The sequence below is a fragment of the Blastococcus sp. CT_GayMR16 genome (genome assembly GCF_004570875.1).
Taxonomy (GTDB): Bacteria; Actinomycetota; Actinomycetes; order Mycobacteriales; family Geodermatophilaceae; genus Blastococcus_B.
The window spans coordinates 54,764-81,125 of record NZ_SPQK01000014.1 but is presented as its reverse complement, the minus strand read 5'-3'; the positions used below and the strand labels follow the sequence as shown (position 1 = coordinate 81,125).

General features: G+C 73.5%; 26 protein-coding genes and 1 pseudogene. 12 read left to right on the top strand and 15 right to left on the bottom strand.

Annotated elements, in window-relative coordinates; genetic code table 11:
- Position 1: 1 nt before the first annotated feature.
- The 5 genes from E4P38_RS15340 to E4P38_RS15320 form a co-directional block, all read right to left on the bottom strand.
- A complete protein-coding gene (locus tag E4P38_RS15340) occupies positions 2-655 on the bottom strand; it encodes an NAD(P)-binding oxidoreductase (RefSeq protein ID WP_167760580.1) in 654 nt (217 codons plus the stop codon).
- A 63-nt stretch (positions 656-718) separates the two neighbouring features.
- Positions 719-1,600, bottom strand: coding sequence for a tryptophan 2,3-dioxygenase (gene kynA / locus E4P38_RS15335; protein WP_209309128.1), 882 nt, complete (start codon positions 1,598-1,600; stop codon positions 719-721).
- 59 nt (positions 1,601-1,659) lie between these two features.
- The gene (locus E4P38_RS15330) at positions 1,660-1,932 is read right to left on the bottom strand and encodes an isoamylase early set domain-containing protein (protein WP_135132809.1); all 273 of its coding nucleotides are present in this window, start codon (positions 1,930-1,932) and stop codon (positions 1,660-1,662) included.
- Positions 1,933-2,077: 145 nt separating this feature from the next.
- Complete coding sequence (locus E4P38_RS15325; protein WP_135132807.1) at positions 2,078-3,352, bottom strand: DUF6596 domain-containing protein; 1,275 nt, start codon at positions 3,350-3,352, stop codon at positions 2,078-2,080.
- 19 nt (positions 3,353-3,371) lie between these two features.
- On the bottom strand, positions 3,372-3,716 hold the full coding sequence (locus E4P38_RS15320) for a YciI family protein (RefSeq protein WP_135132805.1): 345 nt from the start codon (positions 3,714-3,716) through the stop codon (positions 3,372-3,374).
- 178 nt (positions 3,717-3,894) lie between these two features.
- Between E4P38_RS15320 and E4P38_RS15315 the strand changes: the two genes are divergently transcribed.
- Positions 3,895-5,358 (top strand): protein adenylyltransferase SelO, encoded by a 1,464-nt coding sequence (locus E4P38_RS15315; protein WP_135132803.1) that lies wholly within the window; start codon positions 3,895-3,897, stop codon positions 5,356-5,358.
- A gap of 15 nt (positions 5,359-5,373) precedes the next feature.
- On the opposite strand, the gene E4P38_RS15310 is transcribed toward E4P38_RS15315, so the two are convergent.
- Together E4P38_RS15310 and E4P38_RS15305 are read right to left on the bottom strand one after the other, a co-directional pair.
- Positions 5,374-5,751, bottom strand: coding sequence for a cytochrome b/b6 domain-containing protein (locus E4P38_RS15310; protein WP_135132801.1), 378 nt, complete (start codon positions 5,749-5,751; stop codon positions 5,374-5,376).
- A 45-nt stretch (positions 5,752-5,796) separates the two neighbouring features.
- Complete coding sequence (locus tag E4P38_RS15305; RefSeq protein WP_135132799.1) at positions 5,797-6,024, bottom strand: hypothetical protein; 228 nt, start codon at positions 6,022-6,024, stop codon at positions 5,797-5,799.
- A 286-nt stretch (positions 6,025-6,310) separates the two neighbouring features.
- On the opposite strand from E4P38_RS15305, the gene E4P38_RS15300 reads away from it, so the two are divergent.
- From E4P38_RS15300 to E4P38_RS23230, 5 genes and pseudogenes are all read left to right on the top strand, one after another.
- Positions 6,311-6,556, top strand: a complete 246-nt coding sequence (locus E4P38_RS15300; RefSeq protein WP_245161058.1) for a WhiB family transcriptional regulator — start codon at positions 6,311-6,313, stop codon at positions 6,554-6,556.
- Positions 6,557-6,609: 53 nt separating this feature from the next.
- The gene (locus E4P38_RS15295; protein WP_135132795.1) at positions 6,610-6,888 is read left to right on the top strand and encodes a hypothetical protein; all 279 of its coding nucleotides are present in this window, start codon (positions 6,610-6,612) and stop codon (positions 6,886-6,888) included.
- Between the two features lie 55 nt (positions 6,889-6,943).
- A pseudogene (locus E4P38_RS23585) lies at positions 6,944-7,666 on the top strand (alpha/beta-hydrolase N-terminal domain-containing protein); the annotation flags it as partial.
- A 45-nt stretch (positions 7,667-7,711) separates the two neighbouring features.
- The gene (locus E4P38_RS15290) at positions 7,712-8,479 is read left to right on the top strand and encodes an alpha/beta-hydrolase family protein (protein WP_245161057.1); all 768 of its coding nucleotides are present in this window, start codon (positions 7,712-7,714) and stop codon (positions 8,477-8,479) included.
- Positions 8,404-8,667 carry an alpha/beta-hydrolase family protein gene (locus E4P38_RS23230; RefSeq protein ID WP_209309125.1) on the top strand — a complete coding sequence of 88 codons (264 nt, stop codon included), beginning with the start codon at positions 8,404-8,406 and terminating at the stop codon, positions 8,665-8,667. Before E4P38_RS15290 ends, E4P38_RS23230 begins: the two co-directional genes overlap by 76 nt.
- A 4-nt stretch (positions 8,668-8,671) precedes the next feature.
- Here E4P38_RS23230 and E4P38_RS15285 read toward each other — a convergent pair whose 3' ends face one another.
- Positions 8,672-9,388, bottom strand: a complete 717-nt coding sequence (locus tag E4P38_RS15285; RefSeq protein ID WP_135132793.1) for a CPBP family intramembrane glutamic endopeptidase — start codon at positions 9,386-9,388, stop codon at positions 8,672-8,674.
- Between the two features lie 116 nt (positions 9,389-9,504).
- Here E4P38_RS15285 and E4P38_RS15280 point away from each other — a divergent pair, with 116 nt between their 5' ends.
- Complete coding sequence (locus tag E4P38_RS15280) at positions 9,505-10,302, top strand: maleylpyruvate isomerase family mycothiol-dependent enzyme (protein ID WP_135132791.1); 798 nt, start codon at positions 9,505-9,507, stop codon at positions 10,300-10,302.
- 6 nt (positions 10,303-10,308) lie between these two features.
- On the opposite strand, the gene E4P38_RS15275 is transcribed toward E4P38_RS15280, so the two are convergent.
- The 5 genes from E4P38_RS15275 to E4P38_RS15255 are packed head-to-tail and all read right to left on the bottom strand — an operon-like array spanning position 10,309 to position 14,816.
- Positions 10,309-11,271 carry an NAD-dependent epimerase/dehydratase family protein gene (locus E4P38_RS15275; protein ID WP_135132789.1) on the bottom strand — a complete coding sequence of 321 codons (963 nt, stop codon included), beginning with the start codon at positions 11,269-11,271 and terminating at the stop codon, positions 10,309-10,311.
- Entirely contained in the window at positions 11,268-11,939 is a 672-nt protein-coding gene (locus E4P38_RS15270; RefSeq protein WP_135132787.1) for a class I SAM-dependent methyltransferase, read from the bottom strand. The genes E4P38_RS15275 and E4P38_RS15270 overlap by 4 nt, the downstream gene beginning before the upstream one ends.
- Complete coding sequence (locus E4P38_RS15265) at positions 11,936-12,775, bottom strand: ChbG/HpnK family deacetylase (RefSeq protein WP_209309124.1); 840 nt, start codon at positions 12,773-12,775, stop codon at positions 11,936-11,938. The genes E4P38_RS15270 and E4P38_RS15265 overlap by 4 nt, the downstream gene beginning before the upstream one ends.
- Positions 12,772-13,521: a glycosyltransferase family 2 protein gene (locus E4P38_RS15260; RefSeq protein WP_209309123.1), complete on the bottom strand. Its 750-nt coding sequence runs from the start codon at positions 13,519-13,521 to the stop codon at positions 12,772-12,774. The genes E4P38_RS15265 and E4P38_RS15260 overlap by 4 nt, the downstream gene beginning before the upstream one ends.
- A complete protein-coding gene (locus E4P38_RS15255) occupies positions 13,518-14,816 on the bottom strand; it encodes a hypothetical protein (protein WP_135132783.1) in 1,299 nt (432 codons plus the stop codon). Before E4P38_RS15255 ends, E4P38_RS15260 begins: the two co-directional genes overlap by 4 nt.
- A gap of 71 nt (positions 14,817-14,887) precedes the next feature.
- Here E4P38_RS15255 and E4P38_RS15250 point away from each other — a divergent pair, with 71 nt between their 5' ends.
- Positions 14,888-15,757, top strand: coding sequence for a hypothetical protein (locus tag E4P38_RS15250; RefSeq protein ID WP_135132781.1), 870 nt, complete (start codon positions 14,888-14,890; stop codon positions 15,755-15,757).
- 5 nt (positions 15,758-15,762) lie between these two features.
- Here the strand turns inward: E4P38_RS15250 and E4P38_RS15245 are convergent, their stop codons facing one another.
- Positions 15,763-17,421 (bottom strand): bifunctional 3'-5' exonuclease/DNA polymerase, encoded by a 1,659-nt coding sequence (locus E4P38_RS15245; protein WP_135132779.1) that lies wholly within the window; start codon positions 17,419-17,421, stop codon positions 15,763-15,765.
- Between the two features lie 152 nt (positions 17,422-17,573).
- On the opposite strand from E4P38_RS15245, the gene E4P38_RS15240 reads away from it, so the two are divergent.
- Entirely contained in the window at positions 17,574-19,418 is a 1,845-nt protein-coding gene (locus tag E4P38_RS15240) for a phosphoenolpyruvate carboxykinase (GTP) (RefSeq protein WP_135132777.1), read from the top strand.
- A gap of 50 nt (positions 19,419-19,468) precedes the next feature.
- Here the strand turns inward: E4P38_RS15240 and E4P38_RS15235 are convergent, their stop codons facing one another.
- Positions 19,469-20,674 carry a low temperature requirement protein A gene (locus E4P38_RS15235; RefSeq protein ID WP_135132775.1) on the bottom strand — a complete coding sequence of 402 codons (1,206 nt, stop codon included), beginning with the start codon at positions 20,672-20,674 and terminating at the stop codon, positions 19,469-19,471.
- Between the two features lie 101 nt (positions 20,675-20,775).
- Here E4P38_RS15235 and E4P38_RS15230 point away from each other — a divergent pair, with 101 nt between their 5' ends.
- The 3 genes from E4P38_RS15230 to E4P38_RS15220 all read left to right on the top strand — a co-directional run bounded on the left by E4P38_RS15230 (position 20,776) and on the right by E4P38_RS15220 (position 26,233).
- On the top strand, positions 20,776-21,804 hold the full coding sequence (locus E4P38_RS15230) for an LLM class flavin-dependent oxidoreductase (RefSeq protein ID WP_135132773.1): 1,029 nt from the start codon (positions 20,776-20,778) through the stop codon (positions 21,802-21,804).
- A 99-nt stretch (positions 21,805-21,903) separates the two neighbouring features.
- Complete coding sequence (locus tag E4P38_RS15225) at positions 21,904-24,462, top strand: carboxylate--amine ligase/circularly permuted type 2 ATP-grasp protein (protein WP_167760579.1); 2,559 nt, start codon at positions 21,904-21,906, stop codon at positions 24,460-24,462.
- Positions 24,443-26,233, top strand: a complete 1,791-nt coding sequence (locus E4P38_RS15220) for an N-acetylglutaminylglutamine amidotransferase (RefSeq protein ID WP_135132771.1) — start codon at positions 24,443-24,445, stop codon at positions 26,231-26,233. Before E4P38_RS15225 ends, E4P38_RS15220 begins: the two co-directional genes overlap by 20 nt.
- Positions 26,234-26,362: the final 129 nt, after the last annotated feature.

Sequence of the window (26,362 nt, the reverse complement as noted above, 5' to 3'; positions counted from 1 at the left end):
GTCAGCGGACCGTCCCTGCGCTGGACACGATCAGGCGCCGGCCGATGGTGCCCGGATCCTCGACGGCGTCGAGCATCGCCTTGGCCACGTTCGCGCGCGGGACCTTGGGCAGGCCGCTGACCCGGGTCACCGTGGCGACGTCCCGCACGACGGCCGTGTCGCTGAGCGGATCGTTGGTGAGGGACAGCGGGTACACCGTGGTGACATCCACGTCGGCGGTGGCGAGGCGCGACTCGGCGAGCTGCTTGTCCCGGTACAGCGACCGGACCGCCGTCCGGAAGGCGATCGTCGCGATCGGCGACGCCGAGGCGGCGGTGTCGCCGACGCCGTAGGCCGACAGCAGCACCAGCCGGCGCACCCCGGCCCCGGACATCGCCTCGACCACGACCGGGAGCGTCCGCTGCATCAGGTCGGCGCCGATCAGTCCGCGCAGTCCCTTGGGTCCGATGGCACACAGCACCGCGTCGGCACCGGTGAGCGCCGACCGCAGCGCAGGCTCGTCGGTCAGCTGCCCGCCGACGACCCGAAGTCCGGGGCGGCCGCGGAGGGCGTCGGGACTGCGGACGTAGGCGACCACCTCGTGCCCGCGCTCGATGGCCTGGTCGACGAGCCGGTGACCGGTCAGTCCGGTCGCCCCGAGGATGACGAGCTTCACGGGAGTCCCCCTCACCGGGCACGTTCCGATGGTCGGAGGCCCAGTGTCCCGCTCCTGCGCCCGTCAGGTGCCGATCTCGGTGCGGACTGCGTAGAGCTCGGGAAAGAAGGTGAGGTCCAGCGCTCGGCGCAGGAAGCCGACACCGGACGACCCGCCCGTCCCGGTCTTGAAGCCGATCGTGCGCTGCACGGTCAGCAGGTGGCGGAAGCGCCACAGCTGGAAGTTGTCCTCCACGTCGACCAGGCTCTCGCAGGCCTCGTAGATCCCCCAGGGCGTGTCGGTCGACTCGTAGACCTGCCGGAAGACCGGCACGAGCTCCGGCTGGAAGGTCCACGGCCGGCGGTGGTCCCGCTCGAGGACGGCGGCGGGGACGTCGAATCCGTTCCTCGCCATCAGCCGGAGGAACTCGTCGTACAGCGTCGGGGCCTCCAGCAGCTCCGACAGCACCTCCTGGGCCTCGGGCTCACCGTCGAACACCGTGAGCATCGCGGCGTTCTTGTTGCCGAGGATGAACTCGACGGCCCGGTACTGGTAGGACTGGAAGCCGGACGCGGAGCCGAGTGCTCCCCGGAACTGGGCGTACTCCCGCGGGGTCAGGGTCGCGAGCACCGACCACTGCTCGGTCAGGGTCCGCTGGATGTTCTTCACCCGGGCCAGGCACTTCAGCGCGGGCGCCAGGTCGTCGTCACCGAGATACTGCCGGGCACCGCGCAGCTCGTGCAGGACCAGTCGGAGCCAGAGCTCGCTCGTCTGGTGCTGGACGATGAAGAGCAGCTCGTCGTGGTGCTCGGGGCTGCTCCGCGGATGCTGCGCGGACAGCAGGCGGTCCAGGTCGAGGTAGCCGCCGTAGCTCATCGCGCCACGGAGGTCGGTACGGATCGAACTCTCGATCGGCCGCGTCGACCTGTCGGGCTCGGGCTCGTGCTCGTGCTCGGAGGGCGCCACGGACCTGAACCTATCGCTGGATCAGGCGCCCGGATCCCGACGGTCCGACCCGGCTCCCGTCACAGCACCAGGAGCGAACCCTCCTGCTCCTGGGCGTCGGCCTGCGGGTCGTCGAACCAGTGGCCACCGTCGGCGAGATAGCGGAAGCGGACCGACTGTCCGGCCGGCAGGGTCACCGCGACGCTGCGGGTGCCGTTGCTGCTCTTGCGGAGCACGTGCGCGCCCGGCGTCCAGTCGTTGAAGTCGCCCACGACCGACATCGGTCCGGGGATCGTGTCGTCGAGGGTGAACGTGACGATGACGCCGGCGGCGTCCTTCTTGCGGCGGATCATTCTCGCCTCCGGGAGTCGGCTCGATGGGTGGCCGTCCATCGGCACCCCGCCCTGCAGACGGCGGGAGGTCAACCGCGAAACGCCCGGAACAGCGCGGGATCTGCGCCGCTCGACGGAGGAACGGACACGTCGCCGAGCGGGCCGGTCAGGTCGGGTCCGGGTCCAGCTCGCGCAACCGGCCCGCGAGGAACTCCCGCTCGACGGCGTTCTCGGTGAGCAGCAGGGCCTCCGCGTAGGCCTCCCGGGCCTCGGCGGTCCGGCCGAGACGGCGGAGGAAGCTGCCGCGGGCGGCCGGCAGGTAACCGTAGCCGGCCAGCTGCGGTTCAGCGGACAGCCCGTCGAGGGCGGCCAGCCCCTCCGCGGCTCCCCGGGCGAACCCCACGGCGACCGCGCGGTTGAGGGCGACCACCGGCGACGGCCACAGCCGGGTCAGGACGTCGTAGAGGGCGACGATCTCCCGCCAGTCGGTGTCGTCCCACGACGGCGTCTCGGCATGGACGGCGGCGATCGCGGCCTGCAGCGCGTACCGGGTCGGCGGCCGGGCCCGCAGCGCCTCCCGGACGAGGTCCACACCCTCGGCGATCGCGCCGCGGTCCCACCGCGCGCGGTCCTGTTCCTCGAGGAGCAGCAACCGGCCGCCCGGACCGGTGCGCGTCTCCCGTCGCGCGTCGGTGAGGAGCAGCAGCGCCAGCAGGCCGGCCACGGCGGGATCCTCGGGCAGCAGCCTGCGCAGCATGCGGGCCAGCTCGATCGACCGCTCCACCAGGTCCCGCCGCACCAGCTCGTCCCCGGACGGCGTGGTGTGCCCGGTGGTGAACAACAGGTGCACCACGCCGAGCACTGCGTCCACCCGCTCGGGCAGCTCCTCGGCCGACGGCACGCGGTACGGGATGCGGGCGACCGCGATCTTCTTCTTGGCCCGCGTGATCCGCGCCGCCATGGTCGGCTCGCTGACCAGGAAGGCGCGGGCGACCTCGGCCGTGGAGAGGCCGCACATCAGCCGCAGGGTGAGCGCCACCTGCGCCGTCCGGTCCAGGGCGGGGTGGCAGCAGGTCACGATCAGCCGGAGCCGGTCGTCCGGGAGCTGGGCTCCGGCCGGTCCGTCGTCGAGCGCCTCCCCCGGCCCGGGGACGACGTCGTCCTCGACGAGCAGGGGCAGATGACGGCGCTCCACGCCCCGGTGGCGCAGGACGTTCAGGGCACGGCGCTTGGCCGCCGTGGTCAGCCAGGCGCCCGGACGCGCGGGGACGCCGTTGGTCCGCCAGTCGGTGAGCGCGGCGGCGAACGCGTCCTGGGCGCACTCCTCGGCGACGTCCAGGTCGCGCGTGACGCGCACCGTCGCGGCGAGCACGAAAGCCCACTCGCGACGGTGCGCGTCGGCGACCGCGGCCGCGACGGCGGAGGCCGGTTCGTCAGTCATCCCGTGCGGCCTCGGCGGGTCAGTCGAAGGTCATGACCGGGCGGACCTCGACCCCGCCGAACCGCGCCGGGCACAGCTTGGCGACGGCCAGCGCGGTGTCGAGGTCGGGCGCGTCGATCACGTAGAACCCACCGAGCGCCTCCTTCGTCTCGACGAACGGGCCGTCGGTCACGTCCGACCCCGCCCGCAGGCTCGTCGCCGTGCCGGTCGGCTGCAGGGCCTCGCCGCCCACGATCTTGGCGCCGTGCTGCTCGACCTGGGCCGAGAAGTCGTTGTGCGCCTGCATGACCTCCCCGAGGAGCTCCGGTGAGGCGTTCTCGTACGAGGCTTCGTCCTCGTAGATCAAAATCATGTACTGCGTCATCTGGTCTCCTCGGTCCCGGGCCCGCCGATCGGGCCCACATCCCTACGACACGCACCGCCGCACGAGATCGACAGGCCGCGCGAAGAAACTCGCGCCCTGACGTCCGGTGCCGGGCGCGTTCTACCAGGACGCGGACGACGGCAGGTGCCGGCGACGCCCCCCTCGTACCCTCGACGGCGTGAGCCTCGCCCCGCCAACGACCGTCAGCCTCGGCGACCGCTTCGCCCGCGAGCTGCCGGAGCTGGCCGTTCCGTGGCAGGCCGAGGAGGCTCCCGACCCGCGGCTGCTCGTCCTCGACGAGCCGCTCGCCGTCGAGCTCGGCCTCGACCCCGCCTGGCTGCGGAGCCCCGACGGCATCGGGCTGCTGGTCGGCGGCGTAGTCCCGAGCGACGCTGTGCCCGTGGCGCAGGCCTACGCCGGGCACCAGTTCGGGGGCTTCGTCCCGCGGCTCGGCGACGGGCGTGCGCTCCTGCTCGGCGAGATCGCCGACGCCGACGGCGGGCTGCGCGACCTCGCGCTCAAGGGATCCGGCCGCACGCCCTTCGCCCGCGGCGGGGACGGCCTGGCCGCGGTCGGCCCGATGCTGCGCGAGTACGTCGTCAGCGCGGCGATGCACGCCCTCGGCATCCCGACGACGCGCTCGCTCGCCGTCGTGGCCACCGGCCGGCCGGTGCGCCGCGAGACCCTGCTGCCCGGAGCCGTGCTCGCCCGGGTCGCGAGCAGCCACCTGCGGGTCGGGAGCTTCCAGTACGCCCGGGCCACCGGCGATCTCGACCTCCTGCGCCGCCTCGCCGACGTCGCGATCAGCCGGCACCACCCCGCCGCAGGGCAGGCCGAGCGCCCCTACCTCGCCCTCTTCGAGGCGGTGGTCACCGCCCAGGCGGCACTGGTGGCCCGATGGATGCTCGTGGGGTTCGTCCACGGCGTCATGAACACCGACAACATGACGATCTCGGGCGAGACCATCGACTACGGGCCGTGCGCGTTCATGGAGGCCTTCGACCCGGGGGCGGTGTACAGCTCGATCGACTCGAGCGGGCGCTACGCCTACGGCAACCAGCCGGTCGTGGCCGAGTGGAACCTCGCCCGGCTCGCCGAGGCCCTCCTCCCCCTCATCGACGACGACCAGGAGCGCGCCGTCGCTCTCGCGGTGGAGTCGCTCGGCGGGTTCCGTCCGCAGTACGACGCCGCCTGGTCGGCCGGCATGCGGGGCAAGCTCGGCATTTCCGCGGACGTCGACGACGCGGTCGCGTCGACGCTGGTCGACGACCTGCTGCCCCTGCTGACGGCGGACCACGTCGACCACACGTCGTTCTTCCGCGCCCTGGGTGCGGCTGCCCGTGGCGACAGCGAGCCGGCGCGGCTGCTGTTCCTCGATCTCGCCGCGTTCGACAGCTGGGTGGCGCGCTGGCACGCCCTGGGCCCGGACGCCGAGAGGATGGACCGCGTCAACCCGGTCCACATCCCCCGCAACCACCTCGTCGAGGAGGCCCTCGGCGCGGCGACCGTGGGGGACCTCGATCCGCTCGGGCGGCTGCTGGACGCCGTGACATCCCCCTACGAGGAACGCCCGGGCCTCGAGCGCTACGCCGCCCCCGCACCGCAGGACTTCGGCGCCTACCGGACCTTCTGCGGGACCTGACGCCCCGGGCCGGCCTCAGAGCATGCGGCCGAGGTGACGGTTCCGCCGGACGACGGTGTGCCGGAGCACGAGTCCCACGTGCGCGGCGATCGCCAGCAGGAAGGCGATCTGCGCCGTGACGTGCACGGGCAGCCAGTCCTCACCCGCCGCGACGAGCAGGAGCCCGGTCGCCGGCACGACGAACAGCAGCGTCAGGAGCAGCTTCTCCAGCGCGCCCTCGAGCCGTCGCTCACCGGCGCTGAGGTGCTCGGCCCACGGCGGGAGGGGCGCGGTGCGGCGCCACGCCACGCGCACGGCCGCGAGGCCGATGATGAAGAGCCCGAGGCTGATGTGCAGCTCGGGAAGGGACAGCCCGTCACCGAGGCCGTCGCCCGTGACGACGTCGGAGAACACGCCGGCGGCCTCGTCGTCCTCGGAGGCGTCGAGCGCGTCCTCGCGTCACTCGATCTCGGCCTCGGCCCGCTCCTCGGCGGCGTCTCCTCGACCGTCGGCGTCCTCCTCCAGCCGGTCGACGAGGGGGTCGAGCTGGTCCTGCTGCCGATCCGAGCGCTCGTCGAGGTCCATCCCGGCACCGACGAGGAACTGGCCGAGGATGGCCGCCACGGTGAGCCAGTGCAGGAACTTGGTGGCGACGCCGTACCCGTGGTCCCCGTTGCGGAGTCGCACGGGGCCCACGGTGCCCCGTCCGGGCCCTGCGGGCATCGACAAGTCGACATATTCCGCCAATCGGACGAGACCGTTTCGTTGGAATTGTGCCGAAGCCAGGTCGCCCCTCCTGTCCGTAACGTCACGGACAGCAGCCAGCCCGTACCGGTCCGTCACGTCCGGTACCCCGCACGCCACGCCTCAGGAGCTTCCCGTGTCTTCCTTCTCCCGCCCGTTCCTCACCCTCCTCACCGACTCCTCGGCCGCTCCCGCGGTGGAGCCGACGCCGGAGTCGCCCTGGGCCTCGATCGCTCCGGCCGCCGACGCGTGGCGGCAGGACGCCCTCTGCGCCGAGACCGACCCCGAGGCGTTCTTTCCTGAGAAGGGCGGGTCCACGCGCGAGGCGAAGCGCGTCTGCACCGGGTGCGCGGTGCGGGTGGAGTGCCTGGAGTCCGCGCTGACCAACGACGAGCGGTTCGGCATCTGGGGCGGCCTGTCGGAGCGCGAGCGCCGTCGGCTGCGCCTGCAGCGGCGGGACTCGATCAGCGCCTGACCGCGGCCGCCCATCGCCGGGCGGAGCACGCAGGGGCGCAGGAGACTGGTGCGGTGACCTCGGCCGCGCGTGGGATCGTCCGCCTGCTCAACACGGCCGACGGACGGCTGTTGTGCCTGGCCGGTGAGGTGGACCGGGAGGTCGTCGACCGCTTCCTGCGGCACTACGGCCGCGAGCCGGCGCGGATCGACGCCGTCGACGCCGGCTCGGTGACGTCCTGGTCGCCGTCGGCGGTGGAGCTCGTCCGCGACCACCTGGACGCGGCCGAGCGGGCCGGGCGTCCGGTGGCGGTACACCGCTCCCCGGAGGTCGAGCGACGTCCCTCCTTGTGACGAGCCGGCCGCCTCGTGGCCCGAGGGGTGTCGGCGGGGTCCGGTCCGGACGAGCATGCGCCGGGTGGCCCAGGTTGTGGTCCCCGAGGATCGAGCTGTAGCCGATCCCGCCCGCACCCGCCGCGGACGGCGGTCCCTCCTGCGGCGGCCGCGTCGGAAGCCGTTCCGGTACACCCTGCCCGGGCTCGCCGGGGCGGTGGTCCTGCTCTGCCTGTCGCTCTTCCCGTCGCTGCTCCCGCGCACCGGCCTGACCCAGGGACTGATCAGCGGCATCACCGCGGCGTTCGGCTACGGCGTCGGCGTGGTGCCGGCGAACGTGTGGCGGGCGTTCGTCGACCGGGAGGCGCGGCCCGCTCGCCGCCGATCGTGGCTCGTCCTCCTCGGGGTCGCGGTCGTCCTCTATGCCGCGGCGACGGTGTACGGCCGCTAACGGCAGGCACGGATCCGGGACCTCATGGACGCTCCCCCGGACAGCGCGACGTCCCTCCTCGTGGTGCCGGTGGTCGCCGTCGTCGTCTTCGTCGTCCTGCTCGCCCTGTCGCGCGCCCTCCACCGCCTCTACCGATGGCTCGCCGTGCTGCTCGACCGCTGGATCGGGCACCGGGCCGCCCGCGCGGTCGGCTGGGTCGTCGTCGTTGGTGGCGCCGCGCTGCTGCTCAGCGGTGTGGTCGCCGACCAGCTGGTGACCGCCGCGGACAAGGTCTTCGCCCTGCGCAACGGCAACACCGACCCCGGGGTGACCCGGCCGACGCTCGCCACGCGCACGGGCGGACCGGGCTCCCTGGTCCCCTGGGAGTCGCTCGGCCGGGAAGGACGGAACTCCGTGGCGAAGGGGCCGTCGGCCGCTGACATCGAGGCGTTCACCGGATCCCCCGCCCTGGACCCGGTCCGCGCCTACGCGGGGCTCGATTCGGCGACCACCGCGGAGGAGCGAGCCCGTCTCGCCGTCGACGACCTCCTCCGGGCCGGCGGCTTCGAGCGCGGACTGCTCGCCGTCGTGACCACCACCGGGTCCGGCTGGGTCGACCCCGGAGCGGTGGACTCGGTCGAGCACCTGACCGGTGGCGACAGCGCCGCGATCGCGATGCAGTACTCCCACCTCCCGTCGTGGATCTCCTACCTGGTCGACCAGGACCGGGCCCGCGCGGCCGGACGGGAGCTCTTCGACGCGGTGTACGACCGCTGGTCCAAGCTGCCGCTGGACGACCGCCCCCGCCTGGTGGTGGTCGGCGAGAGCCTGGGTTCCTTCGGCGGGGAGACCGCGTTCAGCGGCGAGTACGACCTGCGCAACCGGACTGGCGGGGCGGTCTTCGCCGGCCCGCCGAACTTCAACACGCTGTACCGGGAGTTCGTCGACGACCGGGACCCCGGGAGCCGCGAGGTGGAGCCGGAGTTCCGCGACGGCCGCACGGTGCGGTTCACCGACGATCCCGGAGCCGACGTCCCGCCCACCACCGCACCCTGGGACGGCTCCCGCGTGCTCTACCTGGTGCATCCCTCCGACCCGATCATCTGGTGGAGCCCGCAGCTCACTACGCGCGGCCGGACTGGCTGGAGGAGCGCCGGGGGGACGACGTCGTCGCCGCGGTGAAGTGGATCCCGTTCGTCACGTTCTGGCAGGTGACGGCCGATCTGCCGTTCGCCGTGAACATGCCGGACGGGCACGGGCACGTCTACACGACCCAGTACGTCGACGCCTGGGCCCAGGTCCTCAAGCCACCGGGCTGGACCGACGAGAAGGCCGAGGACCTCCGCGACCTCCTCACCGACGGCGGGTGACGCGTCAGGCGAGCCGGGCTGCTGCGGCGGCGGCCAGCGACCCCACCGAGTTTGTCGCGACGTGCAGCAGCACCGGCGCCAGCAGGCTCGCGCTGCGCAGGCGGAGCCAGGTGAAGCCGACGCCGGCCGCCGCGGTGCCCGCGCAGGCCAGCAGGACGGCCAGCGTGGTCGCGCCGGGCCCCTCGACGAGGTCGTTGGCCGCGAGCGCGCTCAGCGTCGGGCGGATGTGCCAGATCCCGAAGACGGCGGACGACGCAGCGGTGGCCGCCGGCACGGGGAGCAGGCGGGTAAAGGCGGCCAGCAGGACCCCGCGGAAGGCGACCTCCTCCCAGACGACGGTGCCGAAGGGAACGCGGACGAGAGCCTGGTAGCTGAGCTCCGCGCCGTCCAGGTCGCTGATCCGCGCATCGGTGAGGAGGGGGCGCAGCGCCGGGATCGCCACGGCCACGGCGAAGCCCGCCGTCACGAGCCCCGCGCAGGTACCGCCCCACCGGAGGCCGGCGGGCACCCGGCGGCGGTCGAGCCCCAGCTCGTCCCAGGTCAGGCCCGCGGCCCGGGCCGCGGCCAGCAGCACCCCCGTGGCCGCGACGTTGACGACGACGTAGGACGCCGGATATCCCGGGAGGCGGGTCACGACGAGGTTGTTCCACACCCCCAGGACGGCGACCAGCGCGCCGGTGAGCCCGACGGGTGCCCACCGGCGGACCGGGCGTCCCTGCACACGGGGCTTGTCCCCTGCGGAAGCGGAGTTCACACGGCGGGATCGCTTGACCGTTCAACCAGCCGCTCTACGATGCGGACGCCGGTCGATTCCCGACGCAGTACCCGAGGAGAACCATGACCGCGCTCGCCGACCGGACCATCGACGCCGATCACAGCACCTACCAGCGGCTCTCGTCCCTGGTCGGGGCGCTGACCGACGACCAGCTGACCCAGCCGTCCGGAGCGTCGGAGTGGACGGTCGCCCAGGTGCTGTCCCACCTGGGCAGCGGCGCCGAGATCACCCTGGACACGCTGCGCGCCGCCCGGGCCGGCGTCGAGCGCGCCGGGGACGCCAACCAGGCCGTGTGGGACCGGTGGAACGCCATGAGCCCACGGGAGCAGGCCGACGGCTATGTGCGGGCAGGCGGGGACCTCGACCAGGCCTACGGGGAGCTGGACGCGGCCCAGCGCAGCGAGCTGCGCGTCCCGATGGCATTCCTGCCCGAGCCTGCCGGGATCGACCTGTTCACCGGCATGCGGCTCAACGAGGCCGCGCTGCACGCCTGGGACGTCGAGGTCGCGTTCGACCCCGCCGCCACCATCCCGGACGACGTCGCCGCCGTCCTCGTCGAGCAGTACCTCGGACCGCTGACCTTCCTGCTCGGCTTCACCGCGAAGACGGACCGGCTGAGCAGCCGGCCGGTCACGCTCACCCTCCGGGCCACCGGACCCGACCGCACCCTCGGGCTGGGCCTCGGGGAGCAGGCCGAGCTCTCCGACGCGCCCGGGCAGTCCGACGGCGAGGTGCGGCTGCCCACGGAGGCGCTGCCGCGACTGCTGACCGGCCGCCTGCGGGCGTCGGACGACGCGCGCATCCGGGTCGACGGCCCGGTGTCGCTCGCGGACCTGCGCCAGGTGTTCCCCGGGTTCTGAGGCCTTCTACGACCGCCCGGCCCGCGCGAGGTCGGTCCGCAGCCACTCCACCGTCTCGGCCAGGCCGGTCCGCAGTCCGGTGCGTGCCTCCCAGTCCAGGAGCTGCCGCGCCCGGGAGGCGTCCAGTGCCGACCGGTGCAGCTCGCCGGGCCGCGCGGGCTCGAGCCGTGACTCGTCGGGGGCGCCGCAGAGCTCGGCCAGCTCGGTGTGCAACTGCCGGACCGACGTCTCGACGCCGGTGCCGATGTTGAGTCGCAGTCCGTCCACCGGGAGCCGGCAGGCGGCGACGAAGGCGTCGGCGACGTCCTTGACGTAGACGAAGTCGCGGGTCTGGCTGCCGTCGCCGTAGATCGTCGTGGGGAGCCTCGCCAGCATGCGCGCGCCGAACAGCGAGATCACGCCGGCCTCCCCTGCGGGGTCCTGGCGCGGGCCGTAGACGTTCGCCATGGCCAGCGCGGTCCACCGCAGCCCGTGCAGCCGCTGGAAGGTCTGCAGCCAGAGCTCGGCGGCTGCCTTGCTCGCGGCGTACGGCGACTCCGGGGCGATCACGGCGGACTCCGGAACCGGTGGCAGCGTGGCCGATCCGTAGATCGAGCCCCCGGAGGAGGCGAAGACCACCTTCCGGGCGCCTGCCTCGCAGGCGGCCTGGAGCACCGCGACCGTGCCGACGACGTTGGCCTGCGCGTCCTGGACCGGGTCGGCCACCGAGGCGCGGACGTCGATCGCCGCGGCCAGGTGGCAGACGACCTGGATCCCCGCCGCCCCCAAGGCCGGGCCGAGTTCCGGTCCGGCGACGTCGGCCTGCAGCAGGTCGACGTCGCCCGCGACCGCGTCGAGGTTCCCGGCCGATCCGCGGGAGAGGTTGTCGACGACGAGCACCCGGTGGCCGGCCGCGGCGAGCGCCTCGGTCACGTGCCCGCCGATGAACCCGGCACCGCCGGTGACCGCGACCGGAACCGGACCGCTCATCGGGGTGCCTCCCCCGCGAGGAGGTGGTGCGGATGCACCCGGCCGCGGTCCAGCCGGCGCGCGCGCACGTTCCGGAGCCCGGCCGCGACGAGCCAGCGGGCCCGCTCGTCGGGGTCGACGAACCCGAACGCCGGCGAGCCCTCGGTGATCTTCAGGACGCGCACCGACAGCGCCTCCTGGGTGGCGTTCCAGCGGGCCTTCCAGCGCGGCCGGGTCGCCATGTCCTTGACGACCAGCACCCCACCCGGCGCCAGCACGGCGGCACAGGACTCCAGCAGGGCCCGCTGGGCCGCCTCGTCGAGCAGGTAGAGCACGTCCACCAGGACGACGGCGTCCCACGGCCCCTCCGGCACCGAGCCGGAGTTCGCGACGGCGAAGTCGAGGCGGCCGTCGGCGGGGAGCTCGGACGCCGCCGCGACCGCGATCTTCTCCGTGTCGATGTCCACCCCGTGCACCTGCAGGCCCGGCTCCCGCTGGGCGAGATAGGCGCTGAACAGCCCGTGCCCGCAGCCGACCTCGAGCACGCGGCCCTCCGCCGGAAGGGCCTCGGCGATCGGGGGGAAGGGGCAGGTCAGCCAGCGGACGACGACGTGCAGCCGATCCCCGAGCGGCGCCGCCCGGTAGGCACGCAGCGCTGCGCGCGCCGGGGCGTCCGGCCGACGGCTCACGCGGCTTCCGCCACGTCGGCGAACGTGCCCAGCCGCCACCCTCGCTGCTCGACCGTCGTCCGGGCCGACGGCGCGGTCAGCATGGCCAGCTCGTCGGCCCAGCGGTAGCCCCAGTCGAACCGGGCCAGTTCGGGGTCCCCCGCTTCGCCGGGATGGGTGTTGACCTCCGCCGTCGCCGCCCCCTCGTCGGTCAGCCGCTGGAGGACGCCGGCGAACCGCTCGCCGTCCAGGTGCCCGGCCTCGTCGAGCCCGGCGTAGGCGCCGGTGGTGACCACGCCGCTGCGGTCCAGCCGGCGGCGCAGCCGGCCGGCCAGCAGCCGCACCCCGGCGCCGAGCGGCCCACGGCGACGGCTCCCGGGCAGCCGCACGCAGCGGATGCCGGCCTCGCGGGCCAGGTCGACGACGACAGCGGCGACCGCGGGCCACAGGTGGGTGTGCTGGTGGGTGTCCAGGTGCGTGACCGGCACCCCGATGCCCCGGACCCGCTCCAGCTGGGCGCGGAACTCCCGGGCGACGTCGTCGGCGTCGATCCGCCCGGCGGCCCCCCGGGCGACGACCGTGCGGTAGGACAGCGGAAATCGGCCCTCCCGGTCGACCAGCGTGGGCACCTCCCGGGCCGACAGCAGCGGGCGGTCCTCCCCCACGATCGCCAGGTGGGCACCCAGGGCCAGGTCGCCGGCGTCGCGCACGGCTGCCGCGGCCTGCTCGAACGCCGTCCCGACGGCGAGCACCGACGTCGAGGTGACGACGCCGTCCGCGTGGGCGCGCGCGACCGCGCGGCAGACCCCGGGGGTGAGGCCCATGTCGTCGGCGTTGATAACGAGCAGCCGGGTCACCGGGCTACCGGCGTCAGGTGGGCCAGTTCGGCCCGCAGCTCCCGCATCTCCTTGAGCATCCGGCGGATGACGGCGGGCGAGGACAGCGTGGAGATCCCCCGGGTCCGGGGGAAGTAGTCCACGCCGATCTGCACGATGTGGAAGCCGAGCTTCTGCGCCCGGATCACCAGCTCGGCGTCGATGAACGAACCCTCGCTGACCGGCCGGGCGACGTCGAGGACGTGCCGGCGGACCAGCTTGAACGCGAAGTTGATGTCCCGCACCCGGGTGCCGAACGTCCACTGCACCAGCGAGTTGTAGACGAAGGAGTAGATCGCCCGGCGCGGCCCCTCACCCGTGCGGTCCAGCCGGTAGGCGCTGACCATGTCCGCCTCGTAGTGGCGCAGGACCCGCAGTGCCCGGCCCAGTTCGAGCATCTCGAAGGGCAGGTCCGCGTCGGTGTAGAGGACGACGTCGCCGCGCACGGACTCGAAGCCGGTCTTGATGCTGCCGCCGAGCCCCCGGTTGACCGGATGGTGGACCACCCGGACGCGGGAGTCGGCCGCGGCGAGGGCGTCGGCGATCTCCGGCGTCCGGTCGGTCGAGCAGTCGTCGACGATCAGCAGCTCGTAGGCGGCGATCTCGCCGATGCCGATCAGCCGCTGGCACTCGTCCTCGGCGGCGCGCACGGCCCGCTCGACGTAGTCCTCCTCGTTCCACATGGGGAAGAAGATCGACAGCAGGTCGACCTTGGCCGACTGGTTCACGAGACCTCCACGCCGTTGACGAAGGCGACCGTGGCGGTGCACAGCCCGATGAAAAGTACTGCGAGGACGACGGGCGCGAGCCATCGTGGTCGCCGGTCGCCGGTGAGCACGATCGCTGCGGCGGCGAGGACAGGGTAGGCGGCGAGCACGTACCGCCCCGAACCCATGAAGTCCTTGGTGCCGATGATCGGGATGGCCAGCGAGACCACGGTGTAGGCCAGGTACCCCCAGCCGAAACGTCGCCAGACCGTGCGCAGCAGCAGCACCGCCGCGAGGGCGGCCAGCGCCTGGGGCACCACGAGGACGACGTCGTCCCAGAGCCCGTAGTAGAGCGCCCCGAAGAACGGCACCTTGAACCAGGTGCGCGGTCCGCCGTCCTGGTTCCAGCCCGGGGCACCCTGGACGGTGGCGAAGGCGACCGGGTCCCCGAACCGCACCGCGAGGTAGACCATCCACGCGAGGAGCCCGGCGCCGGAGAGCAGGAGGGCCGCCTGCCGCCAGCGCACGAACCGGACCGCGTGCACCAGCTCACGGAAGGCCACCGGCCCCGCGCGCTCGGCCGCGGGCGGGTCCACCGGCCCGGCGTCGGAGCCCCCCGCGCCCACGGTCGTACCGACCAGCACGCCGACGTCCCGGCGTGCGGCCCGGTCCTGGGCGATCAACTCGACGGCCCGGACGACAAGCCCGACGGCAACGGCGATCCCGACCGGGCGCCCCGCCGTCGCCAGGGCCCCGACCAGCCCCGCGAGCACGTAGTGCCGCCGCTCGAGCAGGGCGAAGGACCCCAGGACGGTCAGCAGGAACGACGCGTCTCCGTACCCGCTGCCGTAGAGGAAGAAGCTGTACGGATAGAGCAGCAGCAGGGCCACCGCGACCACGGCGGTGCGCGGTGCCACCCGCGTGCGCACCCAGTCGGCGAACAGCATCACGAAGCCGGCGGCACAGACGACGGTCACCAGGCCGGCCGCCGTCGAGGCGTCCATGGCGAGGACCGTGGCCACCCCGCGGACCAGCAGGGGGTAGGAGGGGAAGAACGCGATCGAGGACTGCTGGCCGGGGATGTAGAAGTACCCGTCCTCGGCGATCCGGTAGTACCAGCCCGAGTCGCCCTGGAACCACGCGTCCAGCCAGCTCGGGCCGTTCAGGTAGTCGTGCCCGGGCGTGGGGCCCACGGTGTGATAGGTAACCGTGGCGATCACCGACGTGAGCACCGCCACGAGGACGAACGCACCCAGGGCGTAGAGGGGCAGGCGCCGGACGACGACGTCCAGCCTCCCGCCCGGCGGCTGCGTCACGACCAGGAACCTATGTCGGCGACCGAACCGAGTACAGCGACACTCGCAATACGCACAGGAACGAGGACGCCGTGCTGCTCTCCGTGCTGGCCGTCGCCGGGGCGGCGCTCTGCTACGGCGCGTCCGCCGTCCTCCAGGCCTCGGCCGTCGCCCGGTCGGGGCGATCCGACCTGACGGGCCTGCTCGGTGGGCTCGCCCGCGACCCGCGCTACCTGGGCGGTCTCCTGCTGGTCGCCGGCGGCTTCCTGCTGTCGGTGGTGGCCATCCGCGCGTTGCCGCTGTTCGTGGTCCAGGCCGGGCGCGCCTCCAGCCTCGGCGTCACCGCCGTGCTGGCCGTCCTCGTGCTGGGCACCCACCTGCACTCCCGCGAGAAGCTCGCCCTCGGCGGGGTGGCCGTCGGGCTCGTGGCGGTGGCCTTCGCGGCGACACCGCAGGGCCCCGCCGAGGTCCCCACCGCCGTCCGCTGGGCGGTGCTGGCGGCCGCCGTCGTCCTGGCCGGACTGACCGTCGCCGCCGCCCGGACCCACCCCTCGGCCCGCACCGCCGCGCTGGTCGCGGCGCTGGCCGGCAGCTGCTTCGGCCTGCTCGCGCTGGCCGCGCGCGTGCTCGGCCCGATCGTCCTGCCCGACGTGCTCACCGATCCCAGCGCGTACGCCGGCGGGCTGGCCGCCCTGTCCGGGCTGGTCGCCGGTGCGCTGGCGCTCCAGCGCGGCAGCGTGGTCGCGGTGACCACGATCATGGTGGCCACGGAGGCCGTGCTCGGGTCGCTGCTGGGCCTGGCGGTGGGCGACCGGCCGGCCGACGGGATGGCGTGGCTGGCCGCGGCGGGCTTCGTGATCACGGTCGGGAGCGCGCTGCTGCTGGCCCGCTTCGGCGCCCCCGCAGCCGAGCCGGACGACGACCTCGACGCCGGCCGGACCCCGCGCACGTCACGGGGCTGAGCGGGTCAATCGGCGTCGGCCCACGACTCGACGACGGCGACGTCGAGCGGGAAGTCGACGGGGAACGACCCGAACAGCAGCCGCCCCGCCACGTCCGCGGCGCGGCGGACCTCCTCGGCGACGTCGTAGGCCAGGTGCTCGGGCGTGTGGACCAGCACCTCGTCGTGCAGGAAGAAGACGAGGTGCGGTCGCTCGCTCACCGTTCCGGTGCCGCCCAGCCGCCACAGCCGGTTGCGGAGGTCGGCGAGCCAGCACAGTGCCCACTCGGCGCCGGTGCCCTGGACGACGAAGTTGCGGGTGAACCGGCCCCAGGCGCGGCGGTGGCGGTCCTGCTCGTCCTGGGCACCCCCGACCTCGGGCGGTTCGCCGAGCTCGGCGGCCCGCTCGGCCCAGGCACCCGCGGGCAGCGGTGACCCGCGGCCGAGCAGCGTGTGCACCACCTCGCCGCGCTCACCGGCGCGCGCCGCCTCCTCCACCAGCCCGATCGCCCGGGGGTACCTGCGGGTCAGCCGCGGCATCATGCGCCCGCTCTCGCCCCGGGTGCCGCCGTACATCGCGCCGAGCATCCCGACCTTCGCCTCGGCCCGGGTCGCCACCGCACCGCCGGCCACCATGCCCTGGTAGAGGTCGGTGGACCGCGCCGCCTCGGCCATCGCCGTGTCGGCGCTCATGCCGGCGAGGACGCGCGGCTCGAGCTGGGCGACGTCCGCGACCACGAGGCGCCACCCGTCGTCGGCGACCGCCGCCGACCGCACCTGCGTGGGCACCGACAGCGCCCCGCCGCCGTTGGAGGCCCACCGTCCGGTCACCACCCCGCCCGGCAGGAAGTACGACCGGAACCGCCCGTCGCGCACCCAGCTCTCCAGCCACGCCCAGCCGTTCGCCTGGAGCAGCCGGGACAGCTTCTTGTACTCGAGCAGGGCCGGGATGCCCTCGTGCTCGAGCTGCTCGAGGGTCCAGGAGCGGGTGTCGCCCACCGGCAGCCCGGCCGCCTGCAGCGCGCGCAGCAGCTCGCCGGGTGAGTCGGGATTCAGGCCCGGCGCGGCGAACGCGGCCCGGATCTCCCCCGCCAGCCGCTCGAGCACCGCCGGACGACGGCCGGGCAGCGGCCGGGGACCCAGCAGGTCGGTCAGCAGCCGTTCGTGCACGTCGGCCCGCCACGGCAACCCGGCGTGGGTCATCTCCGCGGCCACCAGCGCGCCCGAGGACTCGGCGGCGAGCAGCAGAGCGAGCCGGCCGCGCTCGCCCGACGCGGCGAGGGCCGCCTGCTGGCGGACGTGCTCGGCTGCCGGGTCGAGGCGGTCGGCCGGGTCGTCGAGCGGGAAGAGCGTGGCGTCGGTGGCGGTGACCGGCTGGAGCGCGTCCCAGCCGGCGGTGTCGGCGGCGACGAGCAGGGACTGGTCGACGAAGGGCGACCGCCGGAGGACGGCGTGGGTGAGCCGCAGATCGGTGCAGCGCTCGACGCGGACGCCGGCCTGCAGGAGAGCCGGGTACCACCGGGTGGTGTCGTCCCACACCCAGCGGACGGGCTCCCGTTCCCGTTGGAGAACGAACCCGGCGAGCTCCTCCACGGGGAGCCGGGTCACTCGGACCGCCGTCCCGTCGTCGGTGAGGTCCCGCGCCTCCACGGCGGCCTCGCGGCGCACGAGGACGACGCGGTTCACCGCGGCAGTGTCGCCGAGACGTACGACGGGTCGCCGCGGACCAGCCCCCGGATCCGTGCGCGGCCAGGTCCTGGTAGACCTGCGACCCGACCCGCTGTGGCGACGCGACAGGTGGCAGGAGAAGGTGGGTCGACCCTGATGAGAGGAAGCTCGTGGCTGGCATCGACGCCGTACTCGACGAAGCGGGACTGAAGAACGAGCACGTCCGGTCCTACGTGCAGCACTGGGCGCAGCTCACCGGCGCCGAGCGGATCGAGGTGATCAACGCCTCCGACGACGCACGGTTGCTGCGCGAGGCGGTGGAGGCCGGCGAACTGCTCCCCGCAGGCGAGGGGCGGTACTACTCGCGCAGCCACGTCAAGGACACCGCCCGCTCCGAGGAGCGCACCGTCGTGGCCACGAACAATCCGGCCGACGAGGGGATCTACAACAACTGGCGCCCCGCGGCAGAGATGCGGCCCCTCCTCGAGGAGAAGATGCGGGGCAGGTCGGCCGGCAAGACGATGTACGTCGTCCCGTACCTGATGGCACCGCCCGGCTCACCGCTCGAGGCGTTCGCCGCGGGGGTCCAGCTCACCGACACCCGCACCGTCGTCCTGCACATGATCCGCATGGCACGGGTCGGGGTGAACCAGATCAACGACCTTGCCGACCCCGACAGCTTCGTCCGCGCCGTGCACGTCACCGGCGACCTGGACAGCCTCGGGCAGGGCACCCCGGAGGACGAGCGCTACTTCGTGACCGTCGCCGACGAGCGGACGATCCTCCACTACGGGTCCTCCTACGGCGGCAACGCGCTGCTCGGCAAGATCGCCCACGGCCTGCGGCAGGCCGCCTACGACGGATGGGCGTCGGGGCAGTTCCTCGCCGAGCAGTTCATGCTCCTGGGGATCACCGACAAGGAGACCGGCCGGACCTACCACATCTGCGGTGGCTTCCCGAGTGCCTCGGGCAAGACGAACCTCGCGATGATGCTGCCGCCCGATGCCCTGGGCGACCGCTACAAGGTGCACTTCTACGGCGACGACATCGCGTGGCTGCGCGTCGACCCGGCGGACGGGCGGATCTACGGCATCAACCCCGAGTTCGGCGTGTTCGGCGTCGCGAAGGACACCAACGAGGTGACCAACCCGACGGCGGTCGACGCGATCGCCGAGGGCACCGGCACGATCTTCACCAACGTCGCCTACAACGACAGCACCGGCGAGGTCTGGTGGGAGGGGAAGACCCCCGAGCCGCCGGCCGACACCGCGGGGTGGCGGGACTGGACCGGAGCGCTGATCTCCGAGCGACTCGACGACGTCACGGGCGCCTCGTGGGCGCACCCGAACAGCCGGTTCACCACCACGCTGGCCCGGGTGCCCAACATCGCCCCCGACTTCGAGCGGCCCGAGGGCGTCCCGATCGACGGGATCATCTTCGGCGGCCGCACCCGCGACCGCGAGCCGCTCATCCGGGCCATCACCGACCTCGCCGAGGGCGTCTACGACGGCCTGACCCTCGGCGCGGAGGCCACCTTCGCCGCGGAGGGGACGGAAGGGGTCCTGCGCTACGACCCCATGTCGATGCGCCCGTTCATGGCCTATCCGGAGGGCGCCTACGCCGCACACTGGCTGAAGATCATCGGCGCCGCGACGAACCAGCCGATCTTCGCCCACGTCAACTGGTTCCAGCGCGATCCCGAGGACGGCCGCTTCCTGTGGCCGGGCTACCGCGACAACCTGCGGCCGCTGCTCTGGCTGATGCGGCTCCGGGACGGCGAGGTCACGGGCACGCAGACGCCGGTCGGGATCATCCCGACCAAGGAGGAGCTCGAGCTCGAGGGCGTCGACGTCCGGCCCGACGACCTGGAGAAGCTGCTCACCATCGACACCGAGCGCTGGCGTCAGGAGATGGCGCACCGCGAGGAGCACCTGGCCCAGTTCAGCGGGCTGCCCGAGGAGATCTGGGAGGCCCACCGTCGCGTGGCGGCCGCCCTCGACGCCCGGGAGTCCTGACCGGCCGGGCCTGGCGGGTCGCCGCGTTCGCCGACCCGCCGGGCTCCGGCTCAGACCTGGTCCACCGCGAGACGCCCGGTCGCCCGTTCCGCCGAGCCGACGGCCAGCACCGCGATGACGAGGACGGCGAGTGCTCCCACGACGGCCACGGCCGGGAGCTCGAGCAGCGCATCGGCGACCGCGACGACGGCCGCGGCCAGCGGCCACCACCAGCCCCGGCGCAACCGTTTCGCCATGCCGGTGGCGGTCACCGTGACCGAGATCAGGTACAGCGCGATGCCGCCGGCGAGCAGCAGCCGGGTACCTGCCGGCACCTCGCCCTGCCCGCTCTCGACGACCGCGAGCTCGACGCCGGCGCCGACGAAGGCCAGCGCCAGGGTGAGGGGCAGCTGCCCGAAGACGTAGACGTCGTCCGAGTGGTCGCCGGCGCCGTCCTCCGCCTGCTTGAGCAGGCGCTTGGCGCGCGCACCGGCCAGGTCGAAGTAGTTCCACCACAGGGCGGCGGCCAGGACGAACGACAGGACGGCGACGGGCAGCGCGGAGGACGCCCACGAGGCATCGGTCAGCCCGTGCGCGACGCCGGCCACGGACTCCCCGAGCACCAGGATCACGAACAGCGCGAAGCGCTCGGGCAGGTGCTCCACGTGCAGGGGGACGTCGGCGGAGTGCCGCGAGGCCCGCAGCGGCACGAGCGCCTCGACCAGGACGGCGGCGCCCCACAACGCGAAGCCGACCGAGCGGGGTACCAGGAGCGACACCCCCCACAGCACGGCGCCCGCGCATGCTCCGGCGACGTACAGCCGCGCGACCGGACGCGCGGCGGGGACGTGCCGGTAGGCGCGCAGGTACTGCAGGACCAGCACCGCCCGGAGGACGAGCTGGCAGGCGACGAAGATGCCGAAGCTCTCCCCCGTCGCTTCGGCCGCCGACGCGGCGAGCCCGATGACGGCCGCCATCCCGCCGAGCTTCAGGATCCGGAACACCACGTCGTCGTGGTCGAACCGGTTGGCGTAGAGGGTGGAGCTGACCCACGCCCACCACACGGTGGTGAACAGGCCCGCGAAGGTGAGCGCCCCGGTCCAGGTGACGTCCTCCCGCAGCGCGATGGCCAGCTCGGCGACGACGAGGACGAAGGCGAGGTCGAAGAAGAGCTCCAGACGGGACGCCGACCGCTCCTCGCCGGTCTGCAGGTCCGGCGGGCGCACCGCACCCCGGAGTGAGCGCCACAGCTGCTGCAGAACGGGCCCGTCAGCCACGCCGCTCCCCCACCGTCGTCGGACCCGGCCTGTACCCGGCCATCACTCCCCCACCCCCTCGGGAATGATCGGCCCCCGATCCCCGACCGAGGAGTCCACGCATGCCCACGCCCTCCGTGCCGCTGGAGAGGCTCGGTTTCCTGACCATCGGCTCGTTCGACGGCGCCGACCCCGGAGCCGGGCACCGGACCACGCTGGAGGTCATCGAGCTGGGCGAGCGCCTCGGCTTCGACAGCGCGTGGGTGCGCCACCGGCACCTGCAGTACGGCATCTCCTCCCCGATCGCCGTCCTGGCCGCCGCATCCCAGCGCACGTCGCGCATCGAACTCGGCACGGCGGTCATCCCGCTCGGCTGGGAGAACCCCCTGCGGCTGGCCGAGGACCTCGCCACGGTCGACGTCCTCTCCGGGGGGCGGCTCAACCCCGGTGTCAGCGTCGGTCCGCCGCTGCACTGGGACGACGTCAAGGACGCCCTCTACCCCGACACCGCGGACGCCGAGGACTTCAGCCACGAACGCGTGGCTCGCCTCCTCCGTCTCGTCGGCGGGGAGCCGGCCAGCACGTTCTCCGGGAAGGAGGGCGTCGTCGAGGAGTGGTCCGACCGCGTGCAGCCGCACTCCCCCGGCCTGCGGGACCGCCTCTGGTACGGCGGCGCCAGCTCGAGCTCGGCCCGGTGGGCGGGGGAACACGGCATGAACTTCCTGACCAGCAGCGTGGTCCGGGCCGAGGAGTCGCTGGGCTTCGCCGACATCCAGCGCTACCACATCCGCACCTTCCGCGCCGCCTCCCCCGCCGGGAGCGCGGCCCGCGTCTCCCAGGGCCTCGTCGTCATCCCCACCGACACCGCCACTGCGGCCCAGCGGGAGAAGTACGCCGCCTACGTCGAGGCGCGCACCCCGAGGACGACGAGTCCCCAGGGGCCGGGGCGGCTGCTGTTCGCTCCGGACCTCCTCGGCACCTCGGAGCAGATCGCCGAAGCGCTGTACGCGCACGCGGGGTTCCAGGAGGTCACCGAGGTCGCGTTCGCCCTGCCCTTCAGCTTCGAGGACGAGGACTACACGCAGATGCTCACCGACATCGCGACGCGCCTCGGCCCGGCGCTCGGCTGGCGTCCCGGATCAGCCGCCTGATCGTTCCGGCCGTCGGTCCCGCACCATCGGGCGCGACCGTAACGAGACGGGAACATCCGCGACCCTCGCCTGAGACACCGAGGCGACTACCTTCCGGAGATGGGCGCAGAGCTGACGCTCGGCGCCGAGGAGGAACTCCACCTCATCGACCTGGAGACCTGGGAGCTGTCGGCCCGGGCCCCGCAGCTCCTCAGCCGGCTCCCGTCGTCCTCCTACTCCGCCGAGATCCAGCGGACGACGGTCGAGACCAACACCGCCGTCGTCACCTCGCTCTCCGACCTCCGCGAGGAACTGCTCCGGCTGCGCAAGGAACTCGTCGCGGTCGCCGGGCGGGATGGACTCGGCGTCGCCGCGGTCGGCACCGCGCCGCGGTCGACGTTCGCCGACTTCGAGCTCACCACGACCGGCCGCTACAGCCGCATGCAGGAGCAGTACCGGCTGCTGGTCGACGAGCAGCTGATCTGCGGCACCCAGATCCACGTCGGCGTGTCCGACCGCGACCTCGCCGTCGCGATCTCCCAGCGGATCGCCCGCGACCTGCCCGTCCTGCTGGCGCTGTCGGCCAGCTCGCCGTTCTGGAACGGTCAGGACACCGGCTACGCGAGCATCCGCACGACCATCTGGCAGCGCTGGCCGACCGCCGGGTCCACCGGTCCCTTGGCGTCCGCGCAGGAGTACGACGAACTGCTCGCCGACCTCATCGGCTCGGGCGTGATCGCCGACGCGAAGATGGCCTACTTCGACGTCCGGCCCTCCTCCCACGCTCCGACGCTGGAACTGCGCGTCTGCGACGCCTGCCCGCTGGTCGACGACGCCGTCCTCATCGCCGGACTGTTCCGGGCGATGGTCCGCGCGGCCGAGTTGGACGTCGAGGCCGGCCGGCCGTACCTCCCCGCCCCTCCCCCGCTGCACCGGGCCGCCATCTGGCAGGCGGCCAGGGCGGGTCTGACCCGCGACCTCGTCGACGGAGCCCTGCATCCGCGCCCGCGGCCGGCTGCGGAGGTGGTGCGGGGACTGGTGCGGCGGCTCCGCCCGCAGCTGGAGGAACTGGGCGACTGGGACGCGGTGACCGAGCTGACCGAGACCGCCCTGGCGCGCGGCAACTCCGCCGACCGCCAACGTGCCGTCTTCGCCGAGCGGGGGAGGCTCGAGGACGTCATGCGGCTCGTCGTCGAGGAGTCCCACGGACCGGCCGGCGGACCGGTGGCGGCCGGACCCGTGCTGCGCCGCTACCGCGCCCGGGCCGGTGACGAGGCGATCGGCGCCGGCTCGGTCCCGCGACCGGCGTACAAGGACATCGTCGACGCCGTGCGCGCACTGCCTCCGGAGGAGATCGTCGGGCGCGAGCAGGCCCGGGACGCCTGGCTCACCGAGCACGGGATGACCTTCCGGGTGGACGGCGAGGAGCGCCTCTTCCCCGTGGACCTCGTCCCCCGGGTCATCAACCGTCACGAGTGGGAGGCGCTGGGCGCCGGGCTGATCCAGCGGGCGCGGGCCCTCGAGCTCTTCCTCCGCGACGTCTACGGCGAGCAGAAGGTCCTCGCCGACGGCGTCGTGCCGCCCGACGTCGTGCTCGACTGCCCCGGATGGCGGCCCGAGGCCGCCCGGCTGCCCGCCGACGCCGTCCGCGCCCCGGTGATGGGGTTCGACATCGTGCGCACCGAGTACGGCGACTGGCGGGTGCTCGAGGACAACGTCCGTGCGCCGAGCGGCGCCGCCTACGCCATCGCCGCACGCCGGCTCATGGACGTCGTCATGCCCGACCTGCCCCGCCCGGCCGGCCTGGCCAACCCGGCCACCGGCTACGAGCTGCTGCGCTCGACGCTCCTGGCCCGTGCCGAGCCGGGAACCGCTGCGGCGCTTCTGTCCAGCGGGCCGGACAGCTCCGCGTGGTTCGAGCACCGGCGCCTCGCCCAGGGTGCCGGTCTGCTGCTGGTCGGCGCGGACGACCTCGACGTGGCCGGTAGGCACGTGGTCGCCCGCGGCGGCGGGCCGCCGATCGGTGTCCTCTACCTGCGCCTCGACGTGGAGCTGGCCGATCTGACCACGTCCTCGGGTCGTGCGATCGGTGAGGAGGTCCTCGACGTCGCGGAAGCCGGCGCCGTCGTGCTCGCCAACACCCCCGGCACCGGCGTGGCCGACGACAAGTCCATGTACTGCTGGGTGCCGGAGCTGATCGGCTACTACCTCGGCGAGCACCCCCTCCTCCAGTCGGTACCCACCTACCGCCCCGCGGACGAGGGAGAACGACGCGCCGTGCTGGAACGGGTCGGCGAGCTCGTCACCAAGCCCGTCGACGGCTACGGCGGCGCCGGCGTGCTCATCGGTCCGTCGGCCAGCGCGGCGGAGGTCGCGGCGCGCCGGGCAGAACTGGCCGCGCGGCCCTCGGACTGGGTGGCCCAGGAGGTCGTCGCCCTGTCCTCCGCGCCGGCCCTCACTGCCGACGGGCTCTCTCCCCGACACGTCGACCTGCGTGCGTTCGTGTACCTGACCGGTACCGGTCCCGACGACTGCCGGTTCGCCGACCTCGGCCTGACCCGGGTGGCCGCCCCCGGCGGACTCGTCGTCAACAGCTCGCGCGGCGGCGGCGCCAAGGACACCTGGATCGTGCTCGGCCCGGATGAGAGGGGACAGACGGATGTGCGGACTGGCCGGTGAGCTGCGCTTCGATGGGCAGCGGACAGATGTCGCGGTGCTCGACCGGATGACCGCGTGCCTGCAGCACCGCGGGCCCGACGGCGACGGGTTGTGGGCACGCGGGCCGGTCGGGCTCGGCCACCGCCGGCTGTCGATCATCGACCTGTCGGAGCGCGGCGCCCAGCCGATGGTCGACCCGCAGCTGGGACTCACCGTGGTCTTCAACGGGATCATCTACAACTACAAGCAGCTCCGCGCGGAGCTGGAGCGGGCCGGGCACCGCTTCTTCTCGACGTCCGACACCGAGGTGGTGCTCAAGGGGTACGCCGAGTGGGGTACGGGCTGCGTCGACCACCTGCTCGGCATGTTCGCCTTCGCCGTCGTCGAGCACCGCAGCGGCCGGTTGGTGCTCGCGCGGGACCGCCTGGGCATCAAGCCGCTCTACGTCGACGCCCGCCCCGACCGGATCCGCTTCGCCTCCACGGTGCAGGCACTGGTGGCCGGCGGCGGCGTCGACACGTCGATCGACCGGACCGCGCTGGCGCACTACATGACGTTCCACTCCGTCGTCCCGGCGCCGCGGACGATCCTGGCCGGCGTCCGCAAGCTGCCGCCTGCCACGGTGCGCACCGTCGAGGCCGACGGGACGACGCGTGACCACGAGTACTGGCGCCCCGAGTTCACCCGTGACGAGAGCCGCCGGGACTGGACCGCCCGCGACTGGGAGGAGGCGCTCCTCGAGAGCCTGCGGGTCGCCGTCGAGCGACGGATGGTGTCCGACGTGCCGGTCGGCGTGCTGCTCTCGGGCGGGATCGACTCCAGCCTCGTCGTGGCGCTGCTCGCCGAGATGGGCCAGACCGGGCTGTCGACGTTCAGCATCGGGTTCGATTCCGCCGGCGGGGAGAACGGCGACGAGTTCGAGTACTCCACGCTGGTCGCCGAACGGTTCGGCACCGACCACCACCGCATCGCCATCGACAACGCCCGGCTGCTGCCGGGCATCGATGCCGCCGTCGCCGCGATGAGCGAGCCGATGGTCAGCCACGACTGCGTCGCCTTCTACCTGCTCGGGGAGGACGTCTCGAAGCACGTCAAGGTCGTGCAGTCGGGCCAGGGCGCCGACGAGGTGCTCGGCGGCTACGACTGGTACCCGCCGCTGGCCGGCGTCCCACGCGAGGACGCCGTCGAGGCCTACTCGCGCGTCTTCTTCGACCGCCGCTGGCCGGCGATGGCCGAGCTCCTCGAACCGGAGTGGCTGCTCGCCGAGGATGCACCCACCGCCTTCATCACCGAGCAGTTCGGGCGGCCCGGAGCCGAGACGTCGGTGGACGCCGCGCTGCGCAACGACACCACGATCATGCTGGTGGACGACCCGGTGAAGCGGGTGGACAACATGACCATGGCGTGGGGGCTGGAGGCGCGGGTGCCCTTCCTCGATCACGAGTTCGTCGAGCTCGCCGGACGCATCCCCCCGGAGCTCAAGCTCGCCGACGGCGGCAAGGGCGTCCTCAAGCGCGCCAGCCGCGGCGTGGTCCCGGACGAGGTCATCGACCGCACCAAGGGCTACTTCCCCGTGCCCGCGATCCGCCAGCTGGACGGCCCGTACCTGGAGCGGGTCCGCGACGCGCTCACCGACCCGGCGGCCAAGCGACGCGGGCTGTTCCGTCCCGATGCCGTCGAGCGCATGCTGCGCGAGCCGAACGCCACGCGCACCACGCTCGGATCCAACGCGCTGTGGCAGCTGGCTCTCCTCGAGATGTGGCTGCAAAAGGTGGAGGACCAGGCTCGGTGAGTGGGGCCGCAGAATCCGCGGTCGGGGCCGGATCGGCTTCCTGACGATCGGCCCGCCGGCGTAGCGTGCCCGCGTGCGCCTGCCCGCGGGCACCGTCACCTTCTGCTGGGCCCGGCGGAGCGCGACGCC